We start from the raw sequence: 25,638 nt of genomic DNA, 5'->3' as shown, positions 1-25,638 counted from the left end.
AAGGCCCGGCGCCCATTCGATTGTCAAAATCAATAATAGTAACGATTACTGATATCAATATAAATGATTTATGCTGATTTGTCAATAGTCTTTTTCTCTTTTTTTCTGTTTTCCTCATCCATACACTCCTGGCATTGTCCATAGAACAGAATGGAGTGGAAATCAATACGGCCTGGGGCCTGATCCTGGACCGCAGCGTTTAATTCACGCATTTCCTGAATATCCATATCATAGACACGGCCGCAGCAGCTGCAGACAAAATGGTAATGGGGCGAAATATTGCCGTCATAGTGGTCTGCTCCGTTTCCGCAGCTTAATTTACGGATTTCGCCCGTCTCCACCAGCAGACTGAGATTCCTGTAAACAGTACCGAGACTGATGTTGGGAAATTCCTCGCGGATGCTGGCGTATAGGGCGTCTGCCGTTGGATGATCATGCCGTTTCATCAAACTGGCTTTGATGGCTTCCCTCTGACGGCTATACTTTAATACTTTCATAGGCGTCTCCTTTAATAATATGATAACAATAATGATTACTGTTTATTATATTATAAAAGGAGACAGCTGATATGTCAAGGTTCACATAAGTTAAAATGGAGTGATTTTATGAGCGGAATAATTTCAGAGAAATACGGATATTTCTAATCTACGTGGATGTATTGATGTTACGGACAGGTGTATGGCGTAAAGGGGTGAGAATAGCTGGATATAGTTGATAAAAATCATAAAAAAACGGTAAATAAAATAAAAATATTATCAATCTTGACATATAATAATATATAATGATATAATGATAAAAGTAAAAATACACAAAGGAGGGGTTGGGATGATTCGATACATAGTAAAAAGGCTGTTATACGCAATACCTGTCTTTTTAGGAATTACATTTGTAATCTATACCTTAATTAACCTTGCACCAGGTGGACCATTATCAGTGCTTGCTGCCTCAGGTGAGCTTTCCTTAAGTGATTTGGAAAGTTTGAAAGTATCTTTGGGACTGGATAAACCGCTTATTGTAAGATATTTTATATGGCTGGGGAATCTTCTTAGGGGAGATTTTGGAATTTCGTACCGTACATCACAGCAAGTTAGTATGATGATCAGTCAGAGAGTCATTCCATCTCTGATGCTTACAGGAACAGGAATTGTTGGAGCGATTCTTATTGGGATTCCCCTTGGAATTATTTCCGCGTATAAGCCGAATTCTGTATGGGATCATATAAGCACCTTTGTGGCCTTTATTGGTGCCTCGATTCCCAATTTTTTCTTAAGTCTTTTTCTAATCTATGTATTAGCAGTAAAAATGAAACTGTTTCCTACCAGCGGTATGTATTCAGTTGGTACAGGCAGCGATTTAGGCGATTTACTGCATCATCTGGCTTTACCAGCGTTTGTTTGCGGGATTCAGCCGATTGGAAACTATATTAAACAGACAAAATCCAGTGTGTTGGAAGTGCTGAACGAGGAGTATATTAAGACAGCACGTTCAAAAGGGCTTACCAACACAGTTATTGTGCTGAAACACGCATTTCGTAATGCATTGATTCCTATTGTGACTACTATTAGCTTAACAATTCCATTTTTAATTGGAGGAGCAGTAGTTACAGAACAGATTTTTGCCTGGCCTGGAATCGGAAGCCTTATGATCACTGCAATTACAAGCCGTGATTATCCAGTAATTATGGGAGTAGCGGTACTGATATGTGGAGTGGTACTTGTGATGAATCTAATTCTTGATTTGATTTATGCAGCCCTTGATCCGCGAATAAAATTTAAATAAGGGGAGGGGATAGTTATGGAGAAGGTATTTCAAAACCAGGCAGTGAAAAAAATGATTCATAATAAAAAGGCAATGCTTGGGCTGGCTATTGTAACCTTTCTTGTATTGGCTGTTATATTGATTCCGGTTTTTATGGAGCTGGATCCGTATACGACGGACCGAACGGCTGGATTCAATAAACCTCCTTCCTCAGAGCATATTTTGGGAACAGATGATGTGGGACGTGATTTATTTGCAAGGCTCTTATATGGCGGAAGAATTTCATTGTTTGTAGGAATTATGTCAACTATAATTTCCGTTGTTATAGGAATTCCGCTGGGGCTGATTGCCGGATATTTCAGGGGAGTGGCTGAATCAATTATTATGAGAACCGCAGATGCCTTTATGTCGTTTCCCTCTATGGTGCTGATTCTTGTTCTGGTGGCGGTGTACGGGCCTTCCGTACTGACGGTTACGGTAGTGATTGGTGTTCTTGGGTGGACTGCAATCGCCAAACTGATTTATGGAAATGTGCTGTCGATTCGAGAATGTGAATACATACAGGCGTCTAAAGCAGTAGGAGTGGGGGCGTTTCGCATTTTGTTTTCAGAGGTGCTTCCAAATGCAATTCCGCCTGTTTGGGCAAATATTTCATTTCGTGTGGCTGGGGCAATACTGACAGAATCTTCTTTAAGCTTTCTTGGAATGGGAGTACAGACCCCTCAGGCATCCTGGGGCAATATAATATTTGCCGCTCAGAACCTTTTGGTATTGACGGCCAGGCCATGGGTATGGCTGCCGCCAGGTATTTGCATTATTTTAGTTGTAGTTGGTTTTAATTTTATTGGTGAGGGCGTAAGGGATGCGCTGGATCCAAAAACGAAAGTGTAAATTTTAACATAAAAAACAAGGAGGACAAGTGATGAAAAAAGGTAAAAATCAGATAGCTGCGTTCTTGCTCTCGTCGGTCATGCTGGCAGGAATTCTTGCAGGCTGCAGCAAAAATGCGGAAAACAGTTCGGCTGTATTGCAGCAGGATTCCACAGTGGTGAGCGAAAAAGGATCCGAAGGCGGGGATTATTCACAGGATGTTATTACATATGGAATGACTCAGGCATGGGATACGATTAACCCATATGGTTCATCTTCAGGTTCCATGTACCAGAATCTTGTGTGTGATAAACTTTATGACCGTCTGGCATTTATAGAGGAGGCGGGAACGGATGTAACCCCCCGCGGCGCTGCATCTTGGGAATCGGTAGATGATGGTTATGGAGCAGTCTTTCATTTAGATGAAAACGCAAAGTGGCATGATGGGGAGCCGGTTACTGCCCATGATTGGGTTTTTACTGCACAGCTGATCACAAATCCGGACTTTGATTATGGTTTAAGAAGTGAGTTTAACACCTGGGCAGGAACAGATGATACGGGTACAGAAGAGAGCGAAGGATCGGTTAAGGCAGAGGCGCTGGATGATTATACCTTGAAGCTTACGTTTAAAAATGTGACGCCGGTAGAGGATTGGCTGATCCTTCATAATAAATATTACTATGTTCTTCCGCAGCACTTATTAAAAGATATGGAGCCGTCGGAAATTAAAACCAGTGATTTCTGGAAAAATCCTGTGGGTTCAGGCCCATGTACGTTTATTTCTGAACTGTCAGGCAGCGAACTGCAGCTGGGAGCTTTTGCAGACTATCATATGGGCATTCCAAAGTTTGGAAAGCTGGTCATTAAGGTGATCGCGCCTACTAATACAATCACGTCCATCGCGGCGGGAGAAATGGATGGATTTTTCCAAGCACCCACGGTGGATGATGCCCTGGCAGCAAAGGACATGGGGTTAGATGTGGAGCAGTCAAAAGAACCGACTACGGCGGCTGTATTCCTCATCAATAATCAGAATGTACAGGACAAGAGAATCAGACAGGCTATGAACTATGCAATTGATAAGGAACTTCTGATTGATCAGACGCTTCAGGGACAGGGTGTGGCGTCTACTACCTGCATTATACCAGGCTCTCCCTATGAAATTGATACAAAATGGGAGCGTGATGTGGAGAAAGCAAAAGAACTTCTTGCAGAAGCTGGGTGGAAGTCTGACCGTACTTTAAAAATGGTTGTGACTTCTGCAAGAGAGAGCATGGCAGCTGTAATACAGCAAAATCTTGCAGAGGCCGGTATTCAGGTTGAAGTTCAGACAGTGGAACTGGCAACAATGTTTTCCGGGCTTCAGGATGGAACGTACGATTTGGGGATATGTGGTTCGACCGCTATGGATTATCCGCTGTGGATGGCAGGTTATTATGATAATAAAAATGCTACGTACTGCCAGATTACAGATCCCCAATATGCAGAGATTCAGGATGCTATTGCATCAGAACTGGATGAGACGAAGAGAATGGAATTGGTTCATCAGTATCAAGAACTGCTTTGTGATGAAATGCCCCTTATTATGCTGTATCATGGTTATACCTTCAGTGTGAAATCAGCGCGTTTTCAGGGCTATAACGGATTTGAAAGCGGTGTAAACAATGAGAAGGTATGGGAATGGTCTGTAGCAAAATAAAAGGCCCGAAGTGAAATACGAGGAGGGATACAAATGGAGGAACGGCTGCTGGAGGTCAAAGATCTTAAGGTTTCCTTCAATGTGGGGAAAAAGAAACTGACAGCGGTAGAAAATGTGGAATTCTCGCTGGATAAGGGAAAGGTAATTGGGATTGTTGGAGAGTCTGGATGTGGAAAGAGCGTGACTGCTACATCAATTTTGAGGCTGGTTCCTCCTTCTGTGAGTGTGATTGGGAAAGAAAGCAGGATACTTTTTGCCGGGGAGGATTTGACAAAGGCATCAGACGTAAGGATGAGGGAAATCAGAGGAAATGAAATATCCATGATCTTTCAGGAACCCATGTCATCTTTAAATCCTGTATATCGAATCGGGGATCAGATGATAGAAATGATTCGTACCCATAACAGACAGATTACAAAAAAAGCTGCGTTGGATCAATGTGTTGATATGTTAAAACGTGTGGGGATTCCTTCGCCGGAACGAAGAGTAAGGGAATTTCCCCATCAGCTATCAGGAGGTATGCGCCAGAGGGTAATGATTGCAATGGCGCTTCTTTGCCAGCCGAAGCTTTTGATCGCAGATGAACCGACAACGGCGCTGGATGTGACCATTCAAGCCCAGATTTTAAGAATTATAAAATCACTTACAAATGAGTTTGGCACATCAGTTATATTGATTACTCATGACATGGGGGTTGTGGCGGAAACGGCAGATAATGTGATGGTTATGTATGCAGGAAAGTCAGTGGAATATGGCACTGCGGAAGATATATTTGATCATCCTGCACATCCATATACCATTGGTTTGCTGAATTCCATACCAAGGATTGGAAGCGGGCAAAAGGGACACCTATATACGATTGAAGGGGCTGTTCCGGGGCTGGATGAAATGCCCAAGGGATGTCGCTTCTGTACCAGATGTCAGTATGCGGATACCAGGTGCATGGAGGAAGATCCTGGGATGAGATCAGTAAACGGACATATGGTCAGATGCTTTCGGTATGGAAAGGAGGGGAGTATATGACAGATGCGCCATTGCTTGAAATCCGCAATGTGAAAAAATATTATCCTGTTCAAAAAGGCAGGAATGGGACAGCTCTCGCTGTGAAAGCAGTAGATCAGGTTAGTATGACGGTAAATCACGGAGAGATCCTGGGGCTGGTTGGGGAGTCTGGATGTGGAAAATCAACACTGGGGAAAACGATCCTGAGACTTCATGATATTACAGATGGGGAGATTTTGTTTCAGGGGCAGGATATTACGCATTTAACAGAAAAACAAATGCGTCCCCTGCGAGAAAAAATTCAGATCATATTTCAGGATCCATATGCTTCCCTGAATCCCAAGAAAAAGGTAATTCAGTCCGTGATGACGCCGTTGAATGTATCAGGAAAATATACAAAAGAAGAGAAATTGAAAAAGGTGAAGGATATCTTAAATGAGGTGGGGCTGAGTGAGAAGTTTTTGGACAAATATCCCCACGAGATGTCAGGGGGACAGCGGCAGCGAGTTGTGATTGCCAGAGCATTGATCAACGACCCTGAGTTAGTGATCTGCGATGAGCCTGTATCAGCTTTGGATGTTTCAGTTCGTTCCCAGGTTCTGAATCTTTTAAAGGATCTGCAGAAGGAGAGAAAACTCACATACATTTTTATCTCCCACGATCTGAGCGTAGTGGAATATCTCTGCGACAGAGTAGCAGTTATGTACCTTGGAAGAATCGTGGAGCTTGCCTGCAAAAAAGATCTGTACAAAAGGCCTCTTCATCCCTATACAAAGGCTCTGATTTCGGCAATCCCTGTGCCGGATCTGCATACGAAAAAAGAGGAGATAATTCTGCAGGGAGAGGTTCCAAGTCCATTGAACCCTCCAAAGGGCTGTTTATTCAGTACGCGCTGTGCATATGCACAGCAGAGATGTAAAAACGAAGTTCCCAAGCTTATATCGCCAGCAGAGCCGGATGGAACAGAAAGAAGTGTTTGCTGTTTTTTGTATGAACAACCAAAATAAGGGGGAGAGCCTTTATGAAAAAAATTATTCTTGTGACAGGTTTGCTAGGGACGAACAGCCGCGGTGTACCATCTTTTATAGTAAATACATCTTATATGAATGCGATTGCTGATGCCGGAGGAATACCTGTTATGATGGGGAGCACAGTGCTGGCATCTGAATATGCAGATTTGGCAGATGGACTGCTTCTTACAGGCGGTGAGAGCGTACATCCAGCCCGGTTTGGGGAAACGTTTCATCATCTGGCGGATCAGGATACAGACGTGGCTCATAATCTTAAGGCAGGCTGTAATGCAGCGCGTGATGAGATGGAGTTTGCTGTATTTCAGGAATTTTACAGGCGAAAGAAACCGATTATGGGTATTTGCCGAGGGCATCAGTTGGTGAATGCTGCTCTAGGCGGCCATAATATGCTGAACTTCCCAAGAAAACATCCATTTGAACATTCTGAAGGTATTCAGCATGAAATTGAGGCTTGTGACGGTTCTATTCTGCAGAAACTTTATGGGAATAGATTTATGGTCAATAGTTTTCATAGAGATTGTGCAGACCGTGCAGGCTCAGAGGTAAATGTGACTGCCAGGGCTTTGGATGGGACAATTGAAGCGATTGAACATAAAACGCTTCCTATTTTCAGCGTCCAGTTTCATCCAGAACGAATGCGGGGAGACGCTCCCAATCCGACCTTTGGCCCTGACGGAACGCGGTTGTTTGAATATTTTATAAAACTTTGCTGACAAAATATTATGTCAGTATATTCAGGAGGTAAAAAATGTCTAAAGCAGTAAAAGAAATTGTGTCTGAGATTAAGGAAACAATGAATTTGCGCGGCGGTTTAAAACAGGTGTATTTTGTAGCCTGCGGCGGCTCAAAGGCGGCTATTTTTCCGGGACTCTATCTATTACAGAGCGAAGCTAAATCATTTGGTGCAACTACATATACCAGCAACGAATTTGTTCATGCTGCTCCCAAAGAACTGGATGAGCAGTGTATTGCGGTGATTTGCTCCTTAAAAGCAACACCAGAAACGGTAGAAGCAGTAAAAACAGCTAACAAAGCCGGGGCAATTACCATTGCCATGACGGGAAGTATGGACACGGGCATGGCTAAAGTAGGACAGTATGTAGTGACGTATTCAAATGGTGATGATCAGGTATACAGCAACTCAAATCAGGCAAACGCTCTTCGGATTGGCTTTGAGCTGCTGCACCAGATAGAGGGGTGGGAGAACTATCAGAAAGCGATGGACGCTTATAGATATATAGATGATATTGTGATGGAAGGAAAGAAAAACTGTCTGGCAGAGGCAAAGGAATGGGCTGCTAAAGAAAAGAATGAGCCGGTATTTTACGTACTTGCTTCCGGGCCGAACTATGGAGTGGCATATTCCATGTGCTGCTGCCATTTTATGGAAATGCAGTGGAAACACGCGGTGTGCCTCCATACTGGAGAATATTTTCACGGACCCTTTGAAACGACAGACCAGAACCTTTCAATGATACTAATCATGAGCGAAGGGCGAACAAGAGCACTGGATGAAAGATGTCTTCGCTTTTTAAACACATATGCAAAGAATTTTATTGTAATTGATTTTAAAAAGATCAATAAAGGCAGAATTGATACAGCTGTGGCTGAATTTTTTAATCCGGTTGTTCTTATACCAATTGAACGGTATTATGTGGCACAGATGGCAGAAATCAGGGATCATTCCATGGATGAGAGAAGATATATGTGGAAGGTTGAGTATTGATGAAAAAACGAGTGATTGGAATTGGGGATAATGTCTGCGACAAATACTACCCATCAAAGATTATGTATCCTGGCGGACAGGCAATGAATTTTTCTGTTTATGCAAAAAAAATGGGTGCAGATTCTGCTTATATGGGAGTGTTTGGAACAGATCAGGCGGCAGAATATATCATACATATATTAGATCAGTTTCAGATAGACCGTTCCAGATGCAGGCAGCATAAAGGGGAGAACGGATATGCGAAAGTGCGCTTGGAAGATGGAGAACGGGAGTTTATTATGAGCAACAAAGGCGGAATTATAAATGAACATCCGTTGGAATTAGATGATGAGGATCTGAACTATATCAGGAGTTTTCAGCTGGTGCATACAAGCTGCAACAGTCATTTTGACAGTCAGCTTGCTAAGGTGAAGGCAGCAGAGGTTCCCATTTCCTATGATTTTTCGGGAAGATGGAAACAGGAGTCATATATGGATTCCATTCTCCCCTTTGTTGATTATGGATTTATCTCGTGCGCAGATGCAGCAGAAGATGAAAGTAGAGAACTATGCAAAAGGATGGTTGAAAAGGGGTGTAGGCTGTCAATTGCTACGAGGGGAAAAAAAGGATCCATTGTTTATGACGGCATTCGTTTTTATCATCATATGCAGGAACCAGTTGATGCTGTGGATACATTGGGAGCTGGTGATTCTTTTGCAGCGGCCTTCCTGCTGTCTATGCTCGACACGCAGAACATAGAGACAGCCATGGCGGCAGGAGCAGGATTTGCAGCCAAGACTTGTATGGTAAATGGTGCTTTTGGATATGGAATACCATTTGAGGATTCCAAGTGAAAATGAGGGAAGGGCATACAGGCAAGGTTACACGCTGATATGCCTTTTTTTCTTGCCATTTTCATTTGCGCATATTAAAATAGAAATCAAAACAACAGTATTATATTTTGAATGGGGGATAGACGTTATGCTGAGACAGGACGTTGTTACACCTCTGTACGCACAGCTCATGGAGGAAATCGAAAAGAGTATAGAAAATGGTATTTATAAGCCGGGAGATAAGATAATGACGGAATCGGAGATGGCAAAGGCGTATGGGGTCAGTCTGATTACAGTGCGAAAGGCAGTCGGGTCTCTAATGCAAAAAGGGCTTGTAGTGCGAAAACAGGGAAAAGGGACTTTTGTTACAAAGCCCAAGTTTTCCCGTAATATGAAGAAACTTCAAAGTTTTACTGAAATGTGTGAGCAGATAGGAGTAAAGCCTGGGGCAAAAATGTTGGAAAACAGTTTAATTGAGGCGGATGACAAAATTGCGGAAAGACTGGGAATTGAGGATGGGAGCAAGGTAGTTTATATTTCCAGACTACGTCTGGCTGATAAAGAGCCGGTTCAGATCGAAAAAAGTTATTTTCCTCTTCAATATGCATTCCTTTTGGATGCCAGGTTTGATGACAATTCGCTGTTCGATTATCTGTGGGAAAGAGCGGGGGTTCAGGTACATGGCTCGGAGAAGGTCATTGAGCTGTGTAAGGCAACCACAGAAGAAGCAGCTCTTTTAAGCATAAAAAGAGGAGATCCCCTCCTTCTTGTGAGGAGTACCGCTTATGACGCAGAAGGCGCACCGCTGTATGCAGGGGTTCAGCTGATCAATGGTGATCGTTTTTCTCTGTATGTATATGAAACCGGAGAATAGAAAAGGCATGGTTATACTTTAAAGAGGCTGCAGTTCTAAAGCAACGTAATATGGTTACCGGAAAAGAGACGTTTTTACAGGTTGGATGAGCCCAAAAACGTCTCTATTAACATTATTTTCATCTCTTTCCATCTAATCTCCATCCGCAGCCGTATAAGGAATGCGCTCCAGCGCAATGCGGATGAACTCATGGGTCGCTCTGGACATATAGTGACCTTTGTGATAGCCAAGGCCCAGTGTGCCGTGGGCTCTGGAGTAATCCAGGGGGTAGAGATTTAGCCCTGCCTGACGGATCAGCGGGTTTTTGTAGGCATTTGCCTTGTGATCCGGGGAGGTAAACATTCGGGGATAGAACGTGATTCCCATTCCCTTAGCGCTGAGAGCCAGGGCAGTTTCAATATTTTCTGTTTCCAGTGCCACCCGCGGCGTCAGCTGGGCGTCTTCAAAGATTTCATCTGCAATGGTGCGGACCCGATTTCCTTTTTTTAAAAGAACAAAGGGGCACTGCTCTAAGAGATGGATATCCGCTCCTGCCTGCAGCTGTGCTTTTAAGACCTCCTCCTGGCCGGGATGTGTTTTCTTAAGGACAGCGTCGGGCACAACCAACAGGATTTCTTCCTGGCAGATGGGTACGGTGGCCACATTCTCTGCGGTAAAGGGCAGAAGGTCGATCATCAGATCGATATCTCCATGAAGCAGATCTCTGGCCAGTTCGCTGGAATTCCCCTCCACCAGGCGCAGCTCAATGCCGGGAAATTCCGACTGGTAGGTGGGGAGAATTTCAGGGAGGATGAAACGGCCCCTGGTGTGGGAGACGCCTATGGAGAGCTGGCCGGTGGAAAAGTCTTTGATATCCGCAATTTCGCGGTAGGTTTCATCCTTTAAATCCAACAACTGCCTGGCCCGTACTTTGAGCGCCTGGCCCGCATAGGTCAGCGTCAGAGGCGAGGTTCGGTTAAACAGTACCACATCAAATTCCTTTTCCATATTGGAAATATGGTTGCTTAAGGACTGTTGGGAAATATAGAGCCGTTTGGCAGCCCGTGTAAAATTTAATTCTTCAGCAGCAGCCAGAAAGTATTCCAGGTTCAGAAAATTGATCATAACTGTTTTTCACCTCCGGGTATTTTGCCATCAGGGGATGGGGCTGTCTCTTTCGGATGGGAAAACAGTTCCGGCTGCTCCTTAAGAAGGCGCTCTAAGGAGGGGAGAAAGACAGCCGCCTTTTTAAGAGAAGTGTTTACCACCAGCTCATCAGGAAAATGAAGGTCGGCCAGGAGCCGGTGAGCCATTTCGTGGTTTCCCACGTCCGCCTCGCAGTGAGCGTCGCTGTTTATGATGATGGAGGTGCCGTAGCGCATACAGGCAACCAGAACCTGCTCATAGTTTTCCCTGGCTCCCTTCCGGGTGCTCTTTGGCGACAGGGAGCTGCTGTTGACCTCCAGAAGCTTGTGTTCTTTTGCGGCAGCCGCAGCCACGGCGTCCCAGTCGGCAGGCAGGCGCGAGTCGTCGGGATGGCCGATGATGTGGATCAGCGGATGCTTTATAGCGCCCAGATAGGCTTTCGTATAGTCCTCTCTGGTGCCGTGGTTGTCGATACAGGGGGTGTGAAGGCTGGCAATGGCATAATCCGTCTTAAGCAGATAGTGATCCTCCAGATCCACCCGTCCGGTGTAGTCCAGGATATTCAGCTCTGTTCCCATTAACACCGGGACTCCCCGTATGACTCTGGGAAGCACTTTGAAGTTACTGAAATAAAAGGCATGGCAGGAGCCTGGCATGGCGGGTGCGTGCTCAGAACAGCCATAAAGAGAAAGCCCCTTGTCTGCAGCAGCCTGGGCCATTTCATAAAGGGTGTTGTAAGCGTGGCCGCTGGCAATAGTATGTGTATGAAGATCTAAAAGGTCGATCATGAAAATGTCCTCCTGGTTTGTCTTGTATATTCCATACAGCCCGTACAGGGATCCGGTTCTGTCTGTGGGATACATAAAAAGGTTCTTTCTAACTATAACACAGTACATTGCCGGGGGCAAGGGAGAGGGAAGGAGGAAAAAGCGCCGGAATACAGAGTAAAACCCGTCTTGTCTGGGGCTGATATGGATGAATTGTTAAAAAAATTGGCATAATTTTTCATAAAAAGTATAGAAATATCAGGTGGGTTGCTGATATAATGTAGAAAGCTGAATACCCCGGTATCCTGTATCGGCAGAAAGGATACGTCCGGCGGGTCGGGAACAGGAACCCACAGATCCGCGTCGGGTAACAATGCGGAATGAAAAGCGGAAGGCGAGGATAAGAACATGAGCGAAGAAATGAAAAAGGAATTGGAGACGGAAGTAAAAACGGAGGGATCCGTTGAGACTATGGAGGATTATGCGGCTGAACTGGAGGCTTCCTACGCGGTTTTGGATCAGAGAAGAGACCTGCCGGAGGATGACAGCGCAGAGGGTCAGAAGTGGGCGCAGTTTGCTCAGATGATGGAGGATAAGACCGTTATCAAGGTTAAGATCTCCGAGGCTGTAAAGGGCGGTGTGGTTGCATTTGTAGATGAGGTGAGGGCATTTATCCCGGCTTCCCAGCTGTCCGCCGAGTATGTGGAGAAGTTAGAGGACTGGCAGGGCAAGCACGTGGAGGCTGTGATCATCACAGCAGACCCTGAGAAAAAGAGACTGGTGCTGTCCGGCCGCGAGGTGGAGCGGCAGAAGAGGGAGGAGGCCAGAAAGGAACGTCTGGCTCAGTTTAAACCGGGCGATGTGGCAGAGGGAACCGTAGACAGCTTAAAGGACTACGGCGCTTTTGTGAAGCTGGCAGAGGGAGTAGACGGACTGGTGCATATTTCTCAGATCAGCACCCAGCGCATCAAGCATCCGGGTGCAGTGCTGAAGGAAGGCCAGACCGTAAAGGTTAAGATCCTTTCCATCACAGACGGAAAGATCAGTCTGAGCATGAAGGCCCTGGCAGAGCAGGAAGCAGACAGAGAGGAACATGAGACCTTTAATTATAAGGAGACCGCTTCAGCTACCACAGGGCTGGGAGATCTGTTAAAGGGACTGAAGCTGTAAGAGAGGAAGGGGTAGGAATGCTCAATATCCTCAAAGCAAATGAGCAGATCGACCAATGGCGTTCTGTGATGTTTCTGTATGATTCAGCCTTAAAAAAGGTCAATACAAAGATAGAGATCCTGAATAATGAGTTCGTGAACCGGTACGATTACAATCCCATTGAACACATTAAATCCAGGCTGAAAACGGCTGACAGTATTGTAAACAAGCTGAAAAAGGACGGGCGAGAGGTTACAATTGAAAATATGCAGGAGTATCTAAGCGATATCGCGGGTATCCGTATTATCTGCTCCTTCACATCGGATATTTATCAGATCGCCCAGATCATTTCCGATCAAAAGGACATCACAGTTCTCCATGTAAAGGACTATATCAAGCATCCCAAGCCCAATGGCTATAAGAGCTACCATATGGTAGTGACGGTGCCGGTATACCTATCCGACGGCGCAGTGGATACTAAGGTAGAGATCCAGATCCGGTCGGTCGCCATGGATTTCTGGGCCAGCCTGGAGCACAAGATTGCTTATAAGTTCGAGGGAAATGCGCCGGAGAACCTTCTTATGGAGTTAAAGGACTGCGCCGATATGATAGATATGCTTGACAGAAAGATGTTTTCGTTAAATGAGGCCATCATAGCCTTTGCGAAAACACACCAGGAAGAATGAAACATTTTCTCAGACAGACAGATGAAGTAATCAAATGGAACCTGCGCCAGCTGGTGGTATTTGTGATCCTATACCGGCTGGCTGCAGGTATATTCTATATTAGGGCGGTAAACGGCCTCTTAAGGTTCTCTCTGTCCATGGCGGGATACAGCTATCTCACCCTGGGCAATCTGGGGGCCTTTCTTTGGCATCCCTTTACCCTTCCCTGCGTAGCCCTGGCTCTCATGGGCGGGATGGTGCTTGTAACCGTGGAGACCGCCGGGCTTGTGACAGCCTTCCAGGAATCGGCCTATTCCCGGAAGATGGATCTTCTGGGAATACTGGGAGGCGCTGCGGTAAATACATGGGATCAGATCAGGCGGCGCAACTGGCAGATTTTTGTGGCCAGCCTTGGAAATTATATTCTGATGAACAGCTATCTGCTGGCCCGGCTGCTGACGAAGGTTAAGCCTGTGGATTTTGTGCTGGAGGAAGTTCTTAATCTGCCTGCAGCCAGACTGGGGCTGGTAATCCTTATGACCGTGCTGTCAGCAGCGGCAGTACCGTCCATGCTTGTATTCTGGGCCTGTATGGTGGAGCAGAAACGCTTCAGGGACGGCCTGAGGCGGAGCATGGAGCTGCTGAAGGGAAGATGGATTAAGGCCGTAGGGGCGCTGGTCTGTGTCAATGTGCTCCTCATGGGGGGCCTGGTGCTTCTGTATGGGGCGGCTATGGCCCTTGCGGCGGTGCTGGTGACGCTGTTTGCTGACAGCTATGCCGCTCTGGCGGTGCTGACGGCGGTGTGCGGGAAGGCTGAGATTATCCTGCTTTTTGCGGGGGCTGTATTTGCGGTCATTCTGGATTTCGGCGCTCTGACCGTTCTGTATTACCGTTTTTCCCAAAGCAGGCGGGAACAGGAGGATTCGGCCAAACGATATCCGGTGCGCCGCCGGACGGAAGCTTTCATGCGCATCGTGCCGGGACGGCGGGAGATCATGCGGAGGTGGCTGCTCTTATTTTCCGGCGTACTTGCGGGAACAGCAGCGTTTTTAATTTTTGATATGGCTTACAACGGAATGTCCTCCGACTGGTCCGTTCTGGGACAGACGGAGATCACCGCCCACAGGGGAAGTTCAAAAATGGCTCCGGAGAACACCATGGCGGCGATTTTTAAAGCCATGGATGAAATGGCAGATTACTGCGAGATCGACGTCCAGACCACGGCCGACGATGTGGTTGTTGTCTGCCACGACAGGAATTTAAAGCGGGTAGCCGGGGTAGACCGTCTGCTGACGGATATGACCTTTGAGCAAGCCCGTTCTCTGGATGTGGGAAGTTATTTTGGGGAAGAATACGCCGGAGAGAAGATTCCGTCGCTGCGGGAGGTTCTGGAGGCCTGCAAGGGACGTATTCGACTGAACATTGAATTAAAGAGCCTGGGAGAAAAAAGCTCCCTTCCGGAGCTGACCGCCGGCCTTATAAAGGAATACGGCATGAAGGACCAGTGCGTGGTTACGTCTGTTTCTCTGGAATATCTAAAGCGGGTCAAGGCGGCGGATCCGGATATTCGTACCGGTTATATCCTTGCAGCGGGATACGGATCCTATTATAAAAATGAATTCATTGATTTTATCAGCATACGGAGCAGCTTTGTAACTCGAAAAATGGTGGAAGCGGCTCATGAGAACGGCAAAGGAGTCCATGTATGGACGGTGGATGACCGGGGAGAGATGAAGCAGATGCGCCTTCTGGGAGTGGATAATATTATTACCGATTATCCTGCAAGGGCCAGAGAGGTGCTGTATGGGGATCCGGGGGCTAAGAACCTGCTGGAGTTCCTGAAAATGGGACTGAAACATGGATAATTTACAAATATTTTGATAATACGCAGGACAGGAGGAAAGAAACGATGAGAGCGGTCGTACAGAGAGTGATGCAGGCAAGCGTGACAGTGGACGGAGAGGTTTTAGGGAAAATTGGAAAAGGACTTTTGATCCTTCTGGGAGCGGAGGACGGAGATACCAGGGAAATTACGGAAAAGCTGGCGGACAAGATCTGCCGCCTGCGCATTTTCGAGGATGAAAATGGAAAGACCAATCTAAGCCTGGCGGATGTAGGGGGAGAGCTCCTTGTTGTCAGTCAGTTTACCCTTTATGCCGACTGCCGCAAGGGCAATCGTCCAAGCTTTGTAAAGGCCGGGGCGCCTCAGATGGCAGAAGCGCTGTATGAGTATTTTCTGGCCAGATGCCAAGAGCAGGCGGATGTGGTGGAAAGGGGAAGGTTCGGCGCGGATATGAAGGTGGAGCTTTTAAACGACGGCCCCTTTACTCTGATGCTTGACAGCGCCCAGCTGTTTCAATAGGAGTCAGTTCAATAGGGGGCAGGTGCGTTTTGGGCGTGTATATCAGAACTGAAAGAGGAAAGGAACGTATCATGGAGCTTGTATTATACTTCGGGGCAGAGGATCCCGAAATGAAAAAGAATGTAATGATGATGAAAAGCGTTCTGGTGCGCATGGGCGTACGGATCCGCAATGTAAGGCCGGATCAGGTGATGGAAACCGTAGGATATCTGGCTGGTATGCCCGGCTTTGAGGAGCAGGAAGAAAGACAGGAGCCGTTTCCGGTGATCCCGGAGCAGATGCTGGTAATGAAAGGGTTTTCAGGCAGCAGGATCGATACCCTGTTATATCAGTTAAGAAGAGCCGGAGTTCCTAAGATTGCATTAAAGGCCATTGTGACAGAGCATAACTGCGGGTGGAGCTTTTATAAGCTGTATGAGGAGTTGTGCCAGGAGCATCGGATGATGACCGGGCAGGAGACAGACCCCTCGCGGCAGCAGACCAAGGGCGACGCCAGGGATGGCGGATTATGACAGATCCGGTAAGAGAGCGTCAGCTGCAGGAACTGGATACGGTTGGGATCTGTACCAGGATCTTTTACCAGGCCAGAAGCGAGCTGTACGTCAATATGCATTTCCTGGATATTCCTCTCAGCAGCCTGGGGTTTGAGGCAGACTGGGGAAGAAATGGCCTGGCAGTGGACGGTGCGGTTATATTTTACGGGCCGGATGCCCTGTTAGAGCTTTACCGAAAGGGGAGGACGGTGGTAAACCGCGCCTATCTGCACATAGTATTTCACTGCCTGTTCTGCCATATGTATACGAGAAAGGGACGGGATAAGACATTATGGGATCTGTCCTGCGATATTGCCATGGAGGCGCTGATCGACGGCCTGTACCAGAAATGCGTTCATGTGCCCCAGAGCCCTCTGCGCCGGGAGACGTATCGGAGATTAAAACGGTATATGGAAGAAGGGGAACATACATCCGGCGGTTCGGGATCCGTCCTTACAGCCGAGCGCATCTTCCGGGCGCTGGCGCATATGGAGCTGCCGGCCCGCCGTTTGGACCAGCTGCGGGCGGAATTTAAGGTGGACGACCATGATCTCTGGGAACGGGAGGAGGATCCGCGTCAGGCTGTTACCAGGCAGAACCAGTGGAACGATAACCGGGAGAAAATGCAGACCCAGATGGAGACTATGGGCTCCAAAGATGAATCAAGAGGGGATGAAGGTCTTAAGGATATGCTGCGGGTAGAGAACAGAGAACGGTATGATTACCGTCAGTTTCTCCGGCGTTTTTCCGTACTAAAAGAGGAGATTGAGGTGGATCCTGATTCCTTCGATCCTATATTTTACACCTATGGAATGTCTCTTTACGGAAATATGCCTCTTATGGAGCCGCTGGAATCCAGGGAGGTTTTCCGGATTGAAGATTTTGTCATTGTCATTGACACCAGTATGTCCTGCTCCGGAGAGCTGGTGCGCCGGTTTTTAGAAGAGACGTATGATGTGCTTTCTGAGTCAGAAACCTATTTTCGTAAGATACGAATCCACATTTTACAGTGCGATGATAGGGTACAGGCAGATGTGGTCATAGAGAGTGCAGAGGATTTAAAGGCCTATATGGACCGGTTTCAGGTCACGGGCTTTGGAGGGACGGATTTTCGGCCGGCCTTTGAATATGTAAATGAGCTTCGGGCAAAGGGGCAGACAGACCGGCTGCGGGGGCTGATCTATTTTACCGATGGAAAAGGCATTTATCCGGTTCAGGCTCCGCCCTATGACACGGCCTTTGTATTTATCGAGGATATGTTTTCCGATGCGTCCGTGCCGGCCTGGGCCATGAAAATAGTGCTGGAGGAGGAACCGCTTATGGAGATTCCGGGGGTATTTTCAGACAGAAAGAAGGACGAAGAGTGAATATTAAGCGCGCCAAGGAAGAGATAAAGGATACCATTGCGGCCTACCTTTTAAAGGATGACTGCGGAGAATATATGATCCCCTCCATCCGGCAGAGACCGGTGCTTTTGATCGGGCCGCCGGGAGTGGGAAAGACACAGATCATGGAGCAGATTGCCAGGGAATGTGAGCTGGGCCTGGTGGCCTATACCATTACTCATCATACAAGACAGAGCGCCGTGGGTCTGCCGTTTATTGAACATAAGGTCTATGGAGGGAAGGAATATGCGGTAACAGAGTATACCATGAGCGAGATCGTGGCGTCGGTTTACGACCGGATCCGGGATACGGGGCTTAAAGAGGGGATTCTGTTTATCGATGAGATCAACTGTGTGTCCGAGACCCTGGCTCCCGCCATGCTGCAGTTTCTGCAGTGCAAGACCTTCGGCAGCCATAAGGTGCCGGAAGGCTGGATCATCGCAGCCGCGGGGAATCCGCCGGAATACAATAAATCCGTCCGGGAGTTTGACGTAGTGACCCTGGACCGCATCAAAAAGATCACGGTAGAGCCGGATCTTAAGGTGTGGAAGGAGTATGCGTACCGGCAGAACATCCACCCGGCCATACTGTCGTATCTTGATATCCGGCCCCAGTATTTCTGCCAGGTGGAAACAACGGTAGACGGAAAACGGTTTGCCACTCCAAGAGGCTGGGAGGATCTGTCCCAGCTGATCACGGTCTATGAAAGGCTGGATAAGCGGGCGGATCGCGAGGTGGTGGGGCAGTATATCCAGCATCCGAAGATTTCCAAGGACTTTGCCAATTATCTGGAGCTGTATTACAAGTATCAGAACGAATATCAGGTGGAGGAGATCTTACAGGGCGTGATCCGCGAGGAGGTCTGCAGTAAGCTGGAGCGGGCGGCCTTTGACGAGCGTTTAAGCGTGACAGATCTGCTGCTTGCAAAGCTGACAGACCGTTTTAAGGCGTTATATGCAGATAAGGCGGAGATGGAACTTCTTATGGCACAGCTGAAAGGGTTTAAGCAGGAACTGGACCGTCCGGGAGAGGCAGAGCCTGCTGTGCGCCTTATCTGCATGGCCGGTGAAATGGAACTGACAAGGAAACACAGGCGGGAGAGCGGACTTTCGGACCGTGGGGAGGACAGACGGTACCGGAAGGTGACGGCACAGCTGGAGTCCTGGGCGCAGGAACTTAAAAGCCGGTCCCTGGATCAGAAAGAAGCTGCCTGGAACTGGATCAGAGAGCAGTTTATGGAGCGCAGCGACCGATATGAGGAGCAGAAAAAAGGCGACGGACAGGCCTTGGAGCACGCCTTTGATTTTATGGAGGCTGCTTTTGGAAACGGACAGGAAATGGTTATTTTTATAACAACGTTAAATACCGGGGCTTTCAGCGTGGAGTTTCTGCAGGAGTATGAGTGTGAACGGTATTATCACTATAATAAAGAACTGCTCTTTGATGAGCAGGAGACGGGAGTAAGAAAGCTTCTGGAAAACAGGCCATAGAAAAGGGAGGGCAGGGGCCGCGCTACAGCGCGGCCCCTAAAAACATGGTAAAGGTGCCGGTGGTGATCAGAGCCCCATGCTCATCGGTAATATTTACCTGGCTTACCACGGTCTTTTTTCCCTTGTGGACAGCTGTCGCTTCCACATAAACTGTGCCGGAACGGACGCCCTTCACAAAATGAATATCCGCAGACTGGGTTACGTTGGCTGTCTCATATGCGTAGACCGCCATCCCTGCGGCAATGTCGCACAGAGAGAAAAGAAAGCCTCCGTGGGCACTGCCGTACAGATTCAAAGCTTCAGAAGTAAGTTCTAATGAAAGCCGGACGTGTCCCGGCCCCACTTCTATGATTTTTAAATGTTCCTGTCCTCCGATCGGCTGTATATGCCGCCGGAGCCCTTCCATGATTTCAGGTCTTGTAATCAAAAAGCATTCCCCTTTCTGTTCTGTCAAAATTCAGGAAAATATCGCCTCAGGTTCTGAGGTGTGATCTCTGTTTGTTAAAAATATCTCAAAATACAATATATCACCGGAAAAATCCATTTACAACTGAAAAAATGATCCATAGATTTTAACGATTGATCGGAGGAAAACCATGGGGTACAGCCGATTGGATATTTGGCGTGCTTAACGATATAATAACATCATAAAGATTGTTAAAAAAATAGCAGTTTAAAGTATAAGGAGGATATGTGATGAGCAAATTAACGAAGGAAGAGTTTCAGGCTTACTTAAAGCAGATCCGCGAGCTGGCAGAAGGGCCTCTTGAGGAGATTCAGAAAGAGGTAGAAGTGACCAACAAATTTCCGCAGGAATTCTACGATCTGGCGATTGAGAACAATTTATACCGCTGTTCCCTGCCTGAGGAGTACGGCGGCTGGGGCTTAAATGAACTGGAGATCTTGCAGGTACAGGAGGAGTTTTCCAGAGGGCCGGGCGGAATGAGAATGCATCTGCACTATGCCATGGACTTAAACTGGAGAATACTGGACGATTACGGCAGCCCTGAGTTAAAGGCAGAGTATATGTCAAAATTCCAGGACAAGGAAGTATTTACCTGCTTTGCATTAACTGAGGCAACGGGAGGAACCGGCGCTGACTTACATACCATGGCTGTAAAGGATGGCGACAGCTATGTCCTGAACGGAGAAAAGACGCTGATTTCCCATACAGACTGCTGCGAATTTGCTTATGTGATCGCAGTGACCAATCCTGATTCCGACAAGGATGATCGCCTTTCCGCGTTCTTTGTTCCCATGGATGCTCCCGGCTTTGAGGTCATCAATATGCCTCATATGATGGGATGCCGCGGAGCCGGCCATGGAGAATTAAAATTCACCGACTGCCGGATCGACAAGAAGTATCTCTTAGGCAGAGAAGGGCAGGGACTTGAGATCGCCATGCATTCCTTATCCGTATCCCGCGCCCATATCGCAGCCAGCAACCTGGGAATGGCTCAGAGGATGCTGGAGCTGTCTCTGGCATATGCCAATGACCGTGTGACCTTCGGAAAGCCTATCGGCACCCGTCAGGCCATCCGTGTAAAGATCGCGGATATGTCCATGATGGTACACGCGCTGCGCTGCATGGTTTACGATTTTGCTAAGGCATATATGGAAAACCCAACCGGCGAATACATTGAGGAAAAGGCTGCAATGTGCAAGCTGTTCAGTATTGACACCACAAGGAAGGTCAGCGATGAGATGCTGGAGATCTTCGGAGGAGTAGGATACTTTGAGGACTGCAAGTACGGCCCCGTTGAGAGACTGTACCGCGACTGCCGTGCAATGTGGCTGGAGGAGGGTGCTCCTACCGTTCAGAGAATCACTATTTCCAGAAACACCATTAAGCATGGCGCACATATGGAATATGTTCTGTGATCCAGCCGCCTGACCGGGAAGCGTGACACAGGCAGCTGACCTGCAGGGCCATCCGGTTCATCCCTGGACTGGATGGCCCTGTTCTCATCCTGGGATATAGCCATGGTCACGGGCCGGACAGATGGTGAGAACGGAGCAGGAAAAAGAGTGCAAAAAGCAGGAAAGGAAGGATGAGAGCATGAGACCATTAGAGGGGGTAAAGGTAGTGGATCTGACGACTTACCTGGCAGCGCCTACTACCGTGAGGGTGCTGGGAGAGTGGGGGGCTGACTGTGTAAAGATCGAGTCAGCCAAAGGCGATCCGGCCAGAACACAGGGAGCTGTTTTCAATATGCCCTACAGCGATGAAGAAAATCTGGCCTTTGACGTAGCCAATTTTAATAAAAAATTCATTACCCTGAATTTAAAGGATCCTATGGGACAGGAGATCGCCTATAAGCTTTTGTCCCAGGCAGATGTTTTTGTAACCAATACCAGAACAAAGTCCCTGGTGAAGCTGGGACTGGATTACGACACATTAAAAGAAAAATTCCCCAGACTAATTTTTGCTCAGGTTCTGGGATACGGTGAAAACGGGCCGGAAAAGGATACGGCGGGCTTTGATGTCACCTGCTATATGGCAAGGGGAGGCGTATTCGGCACCACAGTCAACCGGGGCGACGCCCCCATGATCCCAACCAACGGTTTTGGGGATTTCCAGGTATCTCTGGCGCTGGCCTCCGGCATCTGCGCAGCCCTTTACGGCAGGGAAAAGACCGGGATGGGAGACAAGGTAACGGTGAGCCTCCACCATGCGGCCGTCTACGCCTTAAGCACCGGTCTTATTTCCGCCCAGTACGGAAACCAGTATCCAAAGAACCGTACGGAGGTGGTCAATCCATTTAATGACGTATTCCGCACCAGAGACGGCAAGTGGGTATGCATCTGCTGCCCGGAATATGACCGGGATTACGAGAAGATGTTTACCGTGCTTGACGCGCCGGAAATGCTTACCCCTGAGGCCAGAGAGAAATACCGCCGCTGCGAGGATATCAATGCAAACGGCTTAAACGGTGAGGTGGTGGCTGCCTTAGACCGTGCCATCGCCCGATTTACCAGGGAAGAGCTGATGGAACGCCTGAAAGCCAGCGATATGCCCTGCGAGGCCTGCATGGAGCCGGAGGATATTTACCGGGATGAGCAGGCGGCGGCCAACCACATCCTGGCAAAGATCCCCTATCCTTCCGGGGAACGTTTTATGCCAACCAATCCCATCCGGTTTAAGAGCATGGGAGAGCCGGAGTATGTAAGCGGCGGTTCCCAGGGTGCCCATACCATAGAACTGATGGAGCAGATGGGATATACAAAAGAGCAGATCCGCCAGGCCATTGCCTCCGGTGCGGCCACGGGAGAGACGAAACTGAAAAAACTGTGAATATGCTGCCGTCGACGTAGAAGGAACGGACAGCCAGGAAAGGGGAAGGTGATACAGACATGAGCTTAATGTATACCGAAGAACAGAAAGCGCTGATCGCTTTGGTAAAAGAGATGGCGGAAAATGAGATAAAGCCTTATGTAAAGGATGCCGATGAAAAGGGAGAATGCCCCAAAGAACTGTATAAATGGGGATTTGATATGGGTCTGCATATGCTGGAGGTTCCGGCAGAATACGGCGGAGCGGGACTGAGCTATGAGACTACAGCCATGATCTTTGAGGAGCTGGCAAAGGTGGATGCAGGCTATGCCATCACTTTTGTAACATCTTTTGTGGCCCTGCGGAATGTGATCCTGGCAGGAACCAGAGAGCAGGGGAAGTATTTTGCCGACAAGGTGGCTCCGGGAGCCTTTGCAGGCTTTGCCCTCACAGAGCCAAACGCAGGCTCCGATCCCGCGGCCATGAGGGCCACGGCGGTTAAGGACGGCGACGAATATATTTTAAACGGAACCAAGACTTTTATCACCAATGGAGCGGTAGCCAGCGTGTTTGTAGGTTTCTTTAAGACCGACCCGACGGCAGGCCACAAAGGAATTTCTGCCTTTATCATTGACGCGGATGCTCCCGGAGTAACCGTCGGAGCCCACGAGAATAAGATGGGCCTGCGCCTCTCTAATACCACGGATCTTATCTTTGAAAATGTCCGTGTAAAAGCTTCTGCCATGGTGGGTCCGGAGGGAAGCGGCTTTAAGCTGGCTCTGAATGCTTTAAACCTGTCCAGGGCCTTTGTGGCAACGCTGGCAGTAGGCATCATGCAGCGCGCTCTGGATGAATCCGTAAAGTATGCCAAGGAGAGAAAGCAGTTTAATACGCCGATCATCAAGTTCCAGATGGTACAGCAGATGTTAGCGGATATGGCGATCAAGATCGAGGCATCCCGGTGTCTGGTGAACAACACCATGAAGATGATGGATGCAGGCATTATGGTGCAGAAGGAAGGCTCCATCTGCAAGACCTTTGTATCTGACTGCGCCCAGGAGGTTACCTCCAACGCAGTACAGATATTTGGAGGCTACGGCTACAGCAGGGAGTATCCGGTGGAGAAGCTGATGCGGGATGTGAAGGTGTTCCAGATCTTTGAAGGAGCCAATCAGATCCAGAGACTGACCATAGCCAATGTACTGAACAAAGAATACAAATAAGAGCAGGAGGAATGAAGATGAATATCGTTGTCTGCATCAAACAGGTGCCGGATACCACGGAGATACGGATCGATCCGGTGAAAAATACGCTGATCCGTACGGGTGTGCCAAGCATTATGAATCCCTTTGATAAAAATGCGCTGGAAACTGGCCTTCAGCTTAAGAACCAGTACGGCGGAAAGGTAACTGTAATTTCCATGGGGCCGCCCCAGGCAAAGGAGGTGCTCAGGGAGGCGCTGGCCATGGGAGCGGATGAAGCGTATCTGGTAACAGACCGCGCTTTCGGAGGCTCCGATACATATGCGACCAGCTATATCCTGTCAGAGGCCATTAAAAAGCTTGGATCCTATGACATAATCCTGGGCGGAAAACAGGCCATTGACGGAGATACGGGACAGACCGCTCCCAGCATTGCGGAGCATCTGGGAGCTACCCGTCTGACTTATGTGCTGAGCCTTAAAGTGGAAGGAGATAAGGTCATCGCCAGACGTCAGGTGGAAGAGGGAATAGAGGTAGTGGAAACACAGTTTCCGGTGCTCTGTACAGCTACCAAGGAGAGCAATAAGCCCCGCTACGCCACTGTAAAAGGTGTTATGCGTTCCTTTAGAACAGAGATCGGCCAGATCACTCTGGCAGACCTTCCGAATGCAGACACAGCTAAAATGGGCTTAAAGGGTTCTCCTACCCGTGTAAAGGCAACATTCACCCCAAAGAGAACCGCAAACTGCGTAAGCATCGGGGGTGCAAGTCCAAAGGAGACGGCGGACCGCCTGATCGATATGCTCACAGAGGCAAAGATACTGTAAGAACAGAGTGCGGAGAAAGAGAGACAGCCGCCTGACGGCTGGAGGAGGTTGGAACGATGAGTTTTGATACATACAGAGACGTATGGGTATTTATCGAGTGTTTCCAGGGTCAGCCAAAAAGCGTTGGCCTGGAGCTTTTGGGCCAGGGAAGAAAGCTGGCAGACGGGTTAAAGCAGAGGCTGTGCGCCGTAGTGATCGGAAAGGAGACGGAGGCGGCTGTAAAAGAGTCCGCCGCTTACGGAGCAGACCGGATCTATGTGGTGAAGGGCGACGAGTATGAAAATTACTCTGCAGACGCCTACGGCCATGTATTTTTAAAACTGTGCGAAACCTATAAGCCCAACACGATCCTGGTAGGAGCTACGGTGAACGGAAGAGATCTGGGCTCTAAGATCGCGGTAAGCCTGCACACAGGTCTGACGGCGGACTGCACTGCCTTAAGTGTAGATGAGGAGACCCAAAATGTGATCTGGGAGCGCCCCGCATTTGGCGGAAACCTGTACGCTCAGATCCTCTGCGCAGATACCCGTCCCCAGATGGGCACCTGCCGCCCCGGCGCATTTAAAAAGCCGGAGAGAAGAGAAAACAACCGGCCGGAGATCATAGAGGAGGACATTCATACGCCGGAAAGCCAGATCCGTACCAGAGTCCTTGAATTTATTAAGGCCTGCGAGGAGAACGATATGCGCCTGGACGAGGCAGAGGTCATTGTATCCGGCGGCCGGGGTATGAAGAGTAAGGAAAATTTTGCTGTCCTCCGGGAACTTGCGGACGTCCTTGGGGGAACCGTGGGGTGCTCCAGGGCAGCGGTAGACGCCGGCTGGATGCCCCAGAGCCGGCAGGTGGGGCAAACGGGCTCCACAGTCACTCCCAAGATCTATTTTGCCTGCGCCATCTCCGGGGCAGTGCAGCACGTAGCCGGAATGAGCGGTTCCGGCACCATTGTAGCCATCAATAAGGATGAGACGGCGCCGATCTTTGAGGTGGCGGATTACGGTATTGTAGGAGATGTTTTTGAGATTGTACCGGCTCTGGTAAAAGAATTAAAGGCAAGAAAACAGGGCTGATAAAGGGCGCATCCAGGCAG

25 protein-coding genes are annotated in these 25,638 nt (G+C 48.3%); 21 read left to right on the top strand and 4 right to left on the bottom strand.

The features are described 5' to 3' along the window. Positions 1-68: 68 nt before the first annotated feature. Entirely contained in the window at positions 69-497 is a 429-nt protein-coding gene (locus HW447_RS09880) for a Fur family transcriptional regulator (protein WP_176255133.1), read from the bottom strand. 328 nt (positions 498-825) lie between these two features. On the opposite strand from HW447_RS09880, the gene HW447_RS09875 reads away from it, so the two are divergent. The 9 genes from HW447_RS09875 to HW447_RS09835 all read left to right on the top strand — a co-directional run bounded on the left by HW447_RS09875 (position 826) and on the right by HW447_RS09835 (position 9,772). After that, positions 826-1,779: an ABC transporter permease gene (locus HW447_RS09875; protein ID WP_176255132.1), complete on the top strand. Its 954-nt coding sequence runs from the start codon at positions 826-828 to the stop codon at positions 1,777-1,779. A gap of 15 nt (positions 1,780-1,794) precedes the next feature. After that, positions 1,795-2,649, top strand: coding sequence for an ABC transporter permease (locus HW447_RS09870; protein ID WP_176255131.1), 855 nt, complete (start codon positions 1,795-1,797; stop codon positions 2,647-2,649). Positions 2,650-2,680: 31 nt separating this feature from the next. Further along, positions 2,681-4,327 carry an ABC transporter substrate-binding protein gene (locus HW447_RS09865; RefSeq protein WP_176255130.1) on the top strand — a complete coding sequence of 549 codons (1,647 nt, stop codon included), beginning with the start codon at positions 2,681-2,683 and terminating at the stop codon, positions 4,325-4,327. A gap of 33 nt (positions 4,328-4,360) precedes the next feature. Then, complete coding sequence (locus HW447_RS09860) at positions 4,361-5,350, top strand: ABC transporter ATP-binding protein (RefSeq protein ID WP_176255129.1); 990 nt, start codon at positions 4,361-4,363, stop codon at positions 5,348-5,350. Continuing rightward, positions 5,347-6,336: an ABC transporter ATP-binding protein gene (locus HW447_RS09855; RefSeq protein WP_176255128.1), complete on the top strand. Its 990-nt coding sequence runs from the start codon at positions 5,347-5,349 to the stop codon at positions 6,334-6,336. The genes HW447_RS09860 and HW447_RS09855 overlap by 4 nt, the downstream gene beginning before the upstream one ends. 14 nt (positions 6,337-6,350) lie before the next feature. Beyond that, positions 6,351-7,073 (top strand): gamma-glutamyl-gamma-aminobutyrate hydrolase family protein, encoded by a 723-nt coding sequence (locus tag HW447_RS09850; RefSeq protein WP_176255127.1) that lies wholly within the window; start codon positions 6,351-6,353, stop codon positions 7,071-7,073. A gap of 35 nt (positions 7,074-7,108) precedes the next feature. After that, a complete protein-coding gene (locus tag HW447_RS09845; RefSeq protein WP_176255126.1) occupies positions 7,109-8,086 on the top strand; it encodes an SIS domain-containing protein in 978 nt (325 codons plus the stop codon). After that, a complete protein-coding gene (locus HW447_RS09840; RefSeq protein WP_176255125.1) occupies positions 8,086-8,919 on the top strand; it encodes a PfkB family carbohydrate kinase in 834 nt (277 codons plus the stop codon). Before HW447_RS09845 ends, HW447_RS09840 begins: the two co-directional genes overlap by 1 nt. A gap of 127 nt (positions 8,920-9,046) precedes the next feature. Next, positions 9,047-9,772, top strand: a complete 726-nt coding sequence (locus tag HW447_RS09835; protein ID WP_176255124.1) for a GntR family transcriptional regulator — start codon at positions 9,047-9,049, stop codon at positions 9,770-9,772. 132 nt (positions 9,773-9,904) lie between these two features. On the opposite strand, the gene HW447_RS09830 is transcribed toward HW447_RS09835, so the two are convergent. After that, entirely contained in the window at positions 9,905-10,876 is a 972-nt protein-coding gene (locus HW447_RS09830) for a LysR family transcriptional regulator (protein WP_176255123.1), read from the bottom strand. Continuing rightward, positions 10,873-11,685: a phosphatase gene (locus HW447_RS09825; protein ID WP_176255122.1), complete on the bottom strand. Its 813-nt coding sequence runs from the start codon at positions 11,683-11,685 to the stop codon at positions 10,873-10,875. Before HW447_RS09825 ends, HW447_RS09830 begins: the two co-directional genes overlap by 4 nt. Before the next feature lie 387 nt (positions 11,686-12,072). Here HW447_RS09825 and HW447_RS09820 point away from each other — a divergent pair, with 387 nt between their 5' ends. The 7 genes from HW447_RS09820 to HW447_RS09790 all read left to right on the top strand — a co-directional run bounded on the left by HW447_RS09820 (position 12,073) and on the right by HW447_RS09790 (position 19,248). Then, entirely contained in the window at positions 12,073-12,834 is a 762-nt protein-coding gene (locus tag HW447_RS09820) for a S1 RNA-binding domain-containing protein (protein WP_176255121.1), read from the top strand. Between the two features lie 17 nt (positions 12,835-12,851). Further along, positions 12,852-13,499, top strand: a complete 648-nt coding sequence (locus HW447_RS09815) for a GTP pyrophosphokinase (RefSeq protein ID WP_176255120.1) — start codon at positions 12,852-12,854, stop codon at positions 13,497-13,499. Next, a complete protein-coding gene (locus HW447_RS09810; protein ID WP_176255119.1) occupies positions 13,496-15,343 on the top strand; it encodes a glycerophosphodiester phosphodiesterase in 1,848 nt (615 codons plus the stop codon). The genes HW447_RS09815 and HW447_RS09810 overlap by 4 nt, the downstream gene beginning before the upstream one ends. 44 nt (positions 15,344-15,387) lie before the next feature. Beyond that, positions 15,388-15,840, top strand: coding sequence for a D-aminoacyl-tRNA deacylase (dtd, locus tag HW447_RS09805; protein WP_176255118.1), 453 nt, complete (start codon positions 15,388-15,390; stop codon positions 15,838-15,840). 71 nt (positions 15,841-15,911) lie between these two features. After that, positions 15,912-16,352: a DUF3783 domain-containing protein gene (locus HW447_RS09800; RefSeq protein WP_176255117.1), complete on the top strand. Its 441-nt coding sequence runs from the start codon at positions 15,912-15,914 to the stop codon at positions 16,350-16,352. Then, complete coding sequence (locus HW447_RS09795) at positions 16,349-17,740, top strand: vWA domain-containing protein (RefSeq protein WP_176255116.1); 1,392 nt, start codon at positions 16,349-16,351, stop codon at positions 17,738-17,740. The genes HW447_RS09800 and HW447_RS09795 overlap by 4 nt, the downstream gene beginning before the upstream one ends. Further along, a complete protein-coding gene (locus HW447_RS09790; protein ID WP_176255115.1) occupies positions 17,737-19,248 on the top strand; it encodes an ATP-binding protein in 1,512 nt (503 codons plus the stop codon). Before HW447_RS09795 ends, HW447_RS09790 begins: the two co-directional genes overlap by 4 nt. A gap of 22 nt (positions 19,249-19,270) precedes the next feature. On the opposite strand, the gene HW447_RS09785 is transcribed toward HW447_RS09790, so the two are convergent. Then, a complete protein-coding gene (locus tag HW447_RS09785; protein ID WP_243176264.1) occupies positions 19,271-19,675 on the bottom strand; it encodes a PaaI family thioesterase in 405 nt (134 codons plus the stop codon). A gap of 269 nt (positions 19,676-19,944) precedes the next feature. Between HW447_RS09785 and HW447_RS09780 the strand changes: the two genes are divergently transcribed. The 5 genes from HW447_RS09780 (at position 19,945) to HW447_RS09760 (ending at position 25,618) form a co-directional block, all read left to right on the top strand. Continuing rightward, the gene (locus HW447_RS09780) at positions 19,945-21,129 is read left to right on the top strand and encodes an acyl-CoA dehydrogenase family protein (protein ID WP_176255114.1); all 1,185 of its coding nucleotides are present in this window, start codon (positions 19,945-19,947) and stop codon (positions 21,127-21,129) included. A gap of 178 nt (positions 21,130-21,307) precedes the next feature. Then, positions 21,308-22,543 carry a CaiB/BaiF CoA transferase family protein gene (locus HW447_RS09775; RefSeq protein WP_176255113.1) on the top strand — a complete coding sequence of 412 codons (1,236 nt, stop codon included), beginning with the start codon at positions 21,308-21,310 and terminating at the stop codon, positions 22,541-22,543. Between the two features lie 59 nt (positions 22,544-22,602). Continuing rightward, entirely contained in the window at positions 22,603-23,745 is a 1,143-nt protein-coding gene (locus HW447_RS09770) for an acyl-CoA dehydrogenase family protein (protein WP_176255112.1), read from the top strand. 17 nt (positions 23,746-23,762) lie between these two features. Next, positions 23,763-24,551: an electron transfer flavoprotein subunit beta/FixA family protein gene (locus HW447_RS09765; protein ID WP_176255111.1), complete on the top strand. Its 789-nt coding sequence runs from the start codon at positions 23,763-23,765 to the stop codon at positions 24,549-24,551. 56 nt (positions 24,552-24,607) lie between these two features. Continuing rightward, entirely contained in the window at positions 24,608-25,618 is a 1,011-nt protein-coding gene (locus tag HW447_RS09760; protein WP_176255110.1) for an electron transfer flavoprotein subunit alpha/FixB family protein, read from the top strand. The last annotated feature ends 20 nt before the right edge of the window (positions 25,619-25,638 follow it).

The organism is Enterocloster alcoholdehydrogenati, assembly GCF_013282095.1.
GTDB lineage: Bacteria > Bacillota > Clostridia > Lachnospirales > Lachnospiraceae > Enterocloster > Enterocloster alcoholdehydrogenati.
Note: the sequence above shows the minus strand (reverse complement) of the source record. Positions and strands in the feature narration are given on the sequence as shown.

Excerpts from the sequence above, each read along its gene's own strand:
- HW447_RS09880 (WP_176255133.1), bottom strand. The coding sequence starts at position 497 with ATGAAAGTATTAAAGTATAGCCGTCAGAGGGAAGCCATCAAAGCCAGT.
- HW447_RS09765 (WP_176255111.1), top strand. The coding sequence starts at position 23,763 with ATGAATATCGTTGTCTGCATCAAACAGGTGCCGGATACCACGGAGATA.
- HW447_RS09840 (WP_176255125.1), top strand. The coding sequence starts at position 8,086 with ATGAAAAAACGAGTGATTGGAATTGGGGATAATGTCTGCGACAAATAC.
- HW447_RS09860 (WP_176255129.1), top strand. The coding sequence starts at position 4,361 with ATGGAGGAACGGCTGCTGGAGGTCAAAGATCTTAAGGTTTCCTTCAAT.
- HW447_RS09855 (WP_176255128.1), top strand. The coding sequence starts at position 5,347 with ATGACAGATGCGCCATTGCTTGAAATCCGCAATGTGAAAAAATATTAT.
- HW447_RS09820 (WP_176255121.1), top strand. The coding sequence starts at position 12,073 with ATGAGCGAAGAAATGAAAAAGGAATTGGAGACGGAAGTAAAAACGGAG.
- HW447_RS09825 (WP_176255122.1), bottom strand. The coding sequence starts at position 11,685 with ATGATCGACCTTTTAGATCTTCATACACATACTATTGCCAGCGGCCAC.
- HW447_RS09815 (WP_176255120.1), top strand. The coding sequence starts at position 12,852 with ATGCTCAATATCCTCAAAGCAAATGAGCAGATCGACCAATGGCGTTCT.
- HW447_RS09845 (WP_176255126.1), top strand. The coding sequence starts at position 7,109 with ATGTCTAAAGCAGTAAAAGAAATTGTGTCTGAGATTAAGGAAACAATG.
- HW447_RS09850 (WP_176255127.1), top strand. The coding sequence starts at position 6,351 with ATGAAAAAAATTATTCTTGTGACAGGTTTGCTAGGGACGAACAGCCGC.
- HW447_RS09775 (WP_176255113.1), top strand. The coding sequence starts at position 21,308 with ATGAGACCATTAGAGGGGGTAAAGGTAGTGGATCTGACGACTTACCTG.
- HW447_RS09795 (WP_176255116.1), top strand. The coding sequence starts at position 16,349 with ATGACAGATCCGGTAAGAGAGCGTCAGCTGCAGGAACTGGATACGGTT.
- HW447_RS09800 (WP_176255117.1), top strand. The coding sequence starts at position 15,912 with ATGGAGCTTGTATTATACTTCGGGGCAGAGGATCCCGAAATGAAAAAG.
- HW447_RS09760 (WP_176255110.1), top strand. The coding sequence starts at position 24,608 with ATGAGTTTTGATACATACAGAGACGTATGGGTATTTATCGAGTGTTTC.
- HW447_RS09875 (WP_176255132.1), top strand. The coding sequence starts at position 826 with ATGATTCGATACATAGTAAAAAGGCTGTTATACGCAATACCTGTCTTT.
- HW447_RS09830 (WP_176255123.1), bottom strand. The coding sequence starts at position 10,876 with ATGATCAATTTTCTGAACCTGGAATACTTTCTGGCTGCTGCTGAAGAA.
- HW447_RS09835 (WP_176255124.1), top strand. The coding sequence starts at position 9,047 with ATGCTGAGACAGGACGTTGTTACACCTCTGTACGCACAGCTCATGGAG.
- HW447_RS09865 (WP_176255130.1), top strand. The coding sequence starts at position 2,681 with ATGAAAAAAGGTAAAAATCAGATAGCTGCGTTCTTGCTCTCGTCGGTC.
- dtd (WP_176255118.1), top strand. The coding sequence starts at position 15,388 with ATGAGAGCGGTCGTACAGAGAGTGATGCAGGCAAGCGTGACAGTGGAC.
- HW447_RS09770 (WP_176255112.1), top strand. The coding sequence starts at position 22,603 with ATGAGCTTAATGTATACCGAAGAACAGAAAGCGCTGATCGCTTTGGTA.
- HW447_RS09810 (WP_176255119.1), top strand. The coding sequence starts at position 13,496 with ATGAAACATTTTCTCAGACAGACAGATGAAGTAATCAAATGGAACCTG.
- HW447_RS09780 (WP_176255114.1), top strand. The coding sequence starts at position 19,945 with ATGAGCAAATTAACGAAGGAAGAGTTTCAGGCTTACTTAAAGCAGATC.
- HW447_RS09870 (WP_176255131.1), top strand. The coding sequence starts at position 1,795 with ATGGAGAAGGTATTTCAAAACCAGGCAGTGAAAAAAATGATTCATAAT.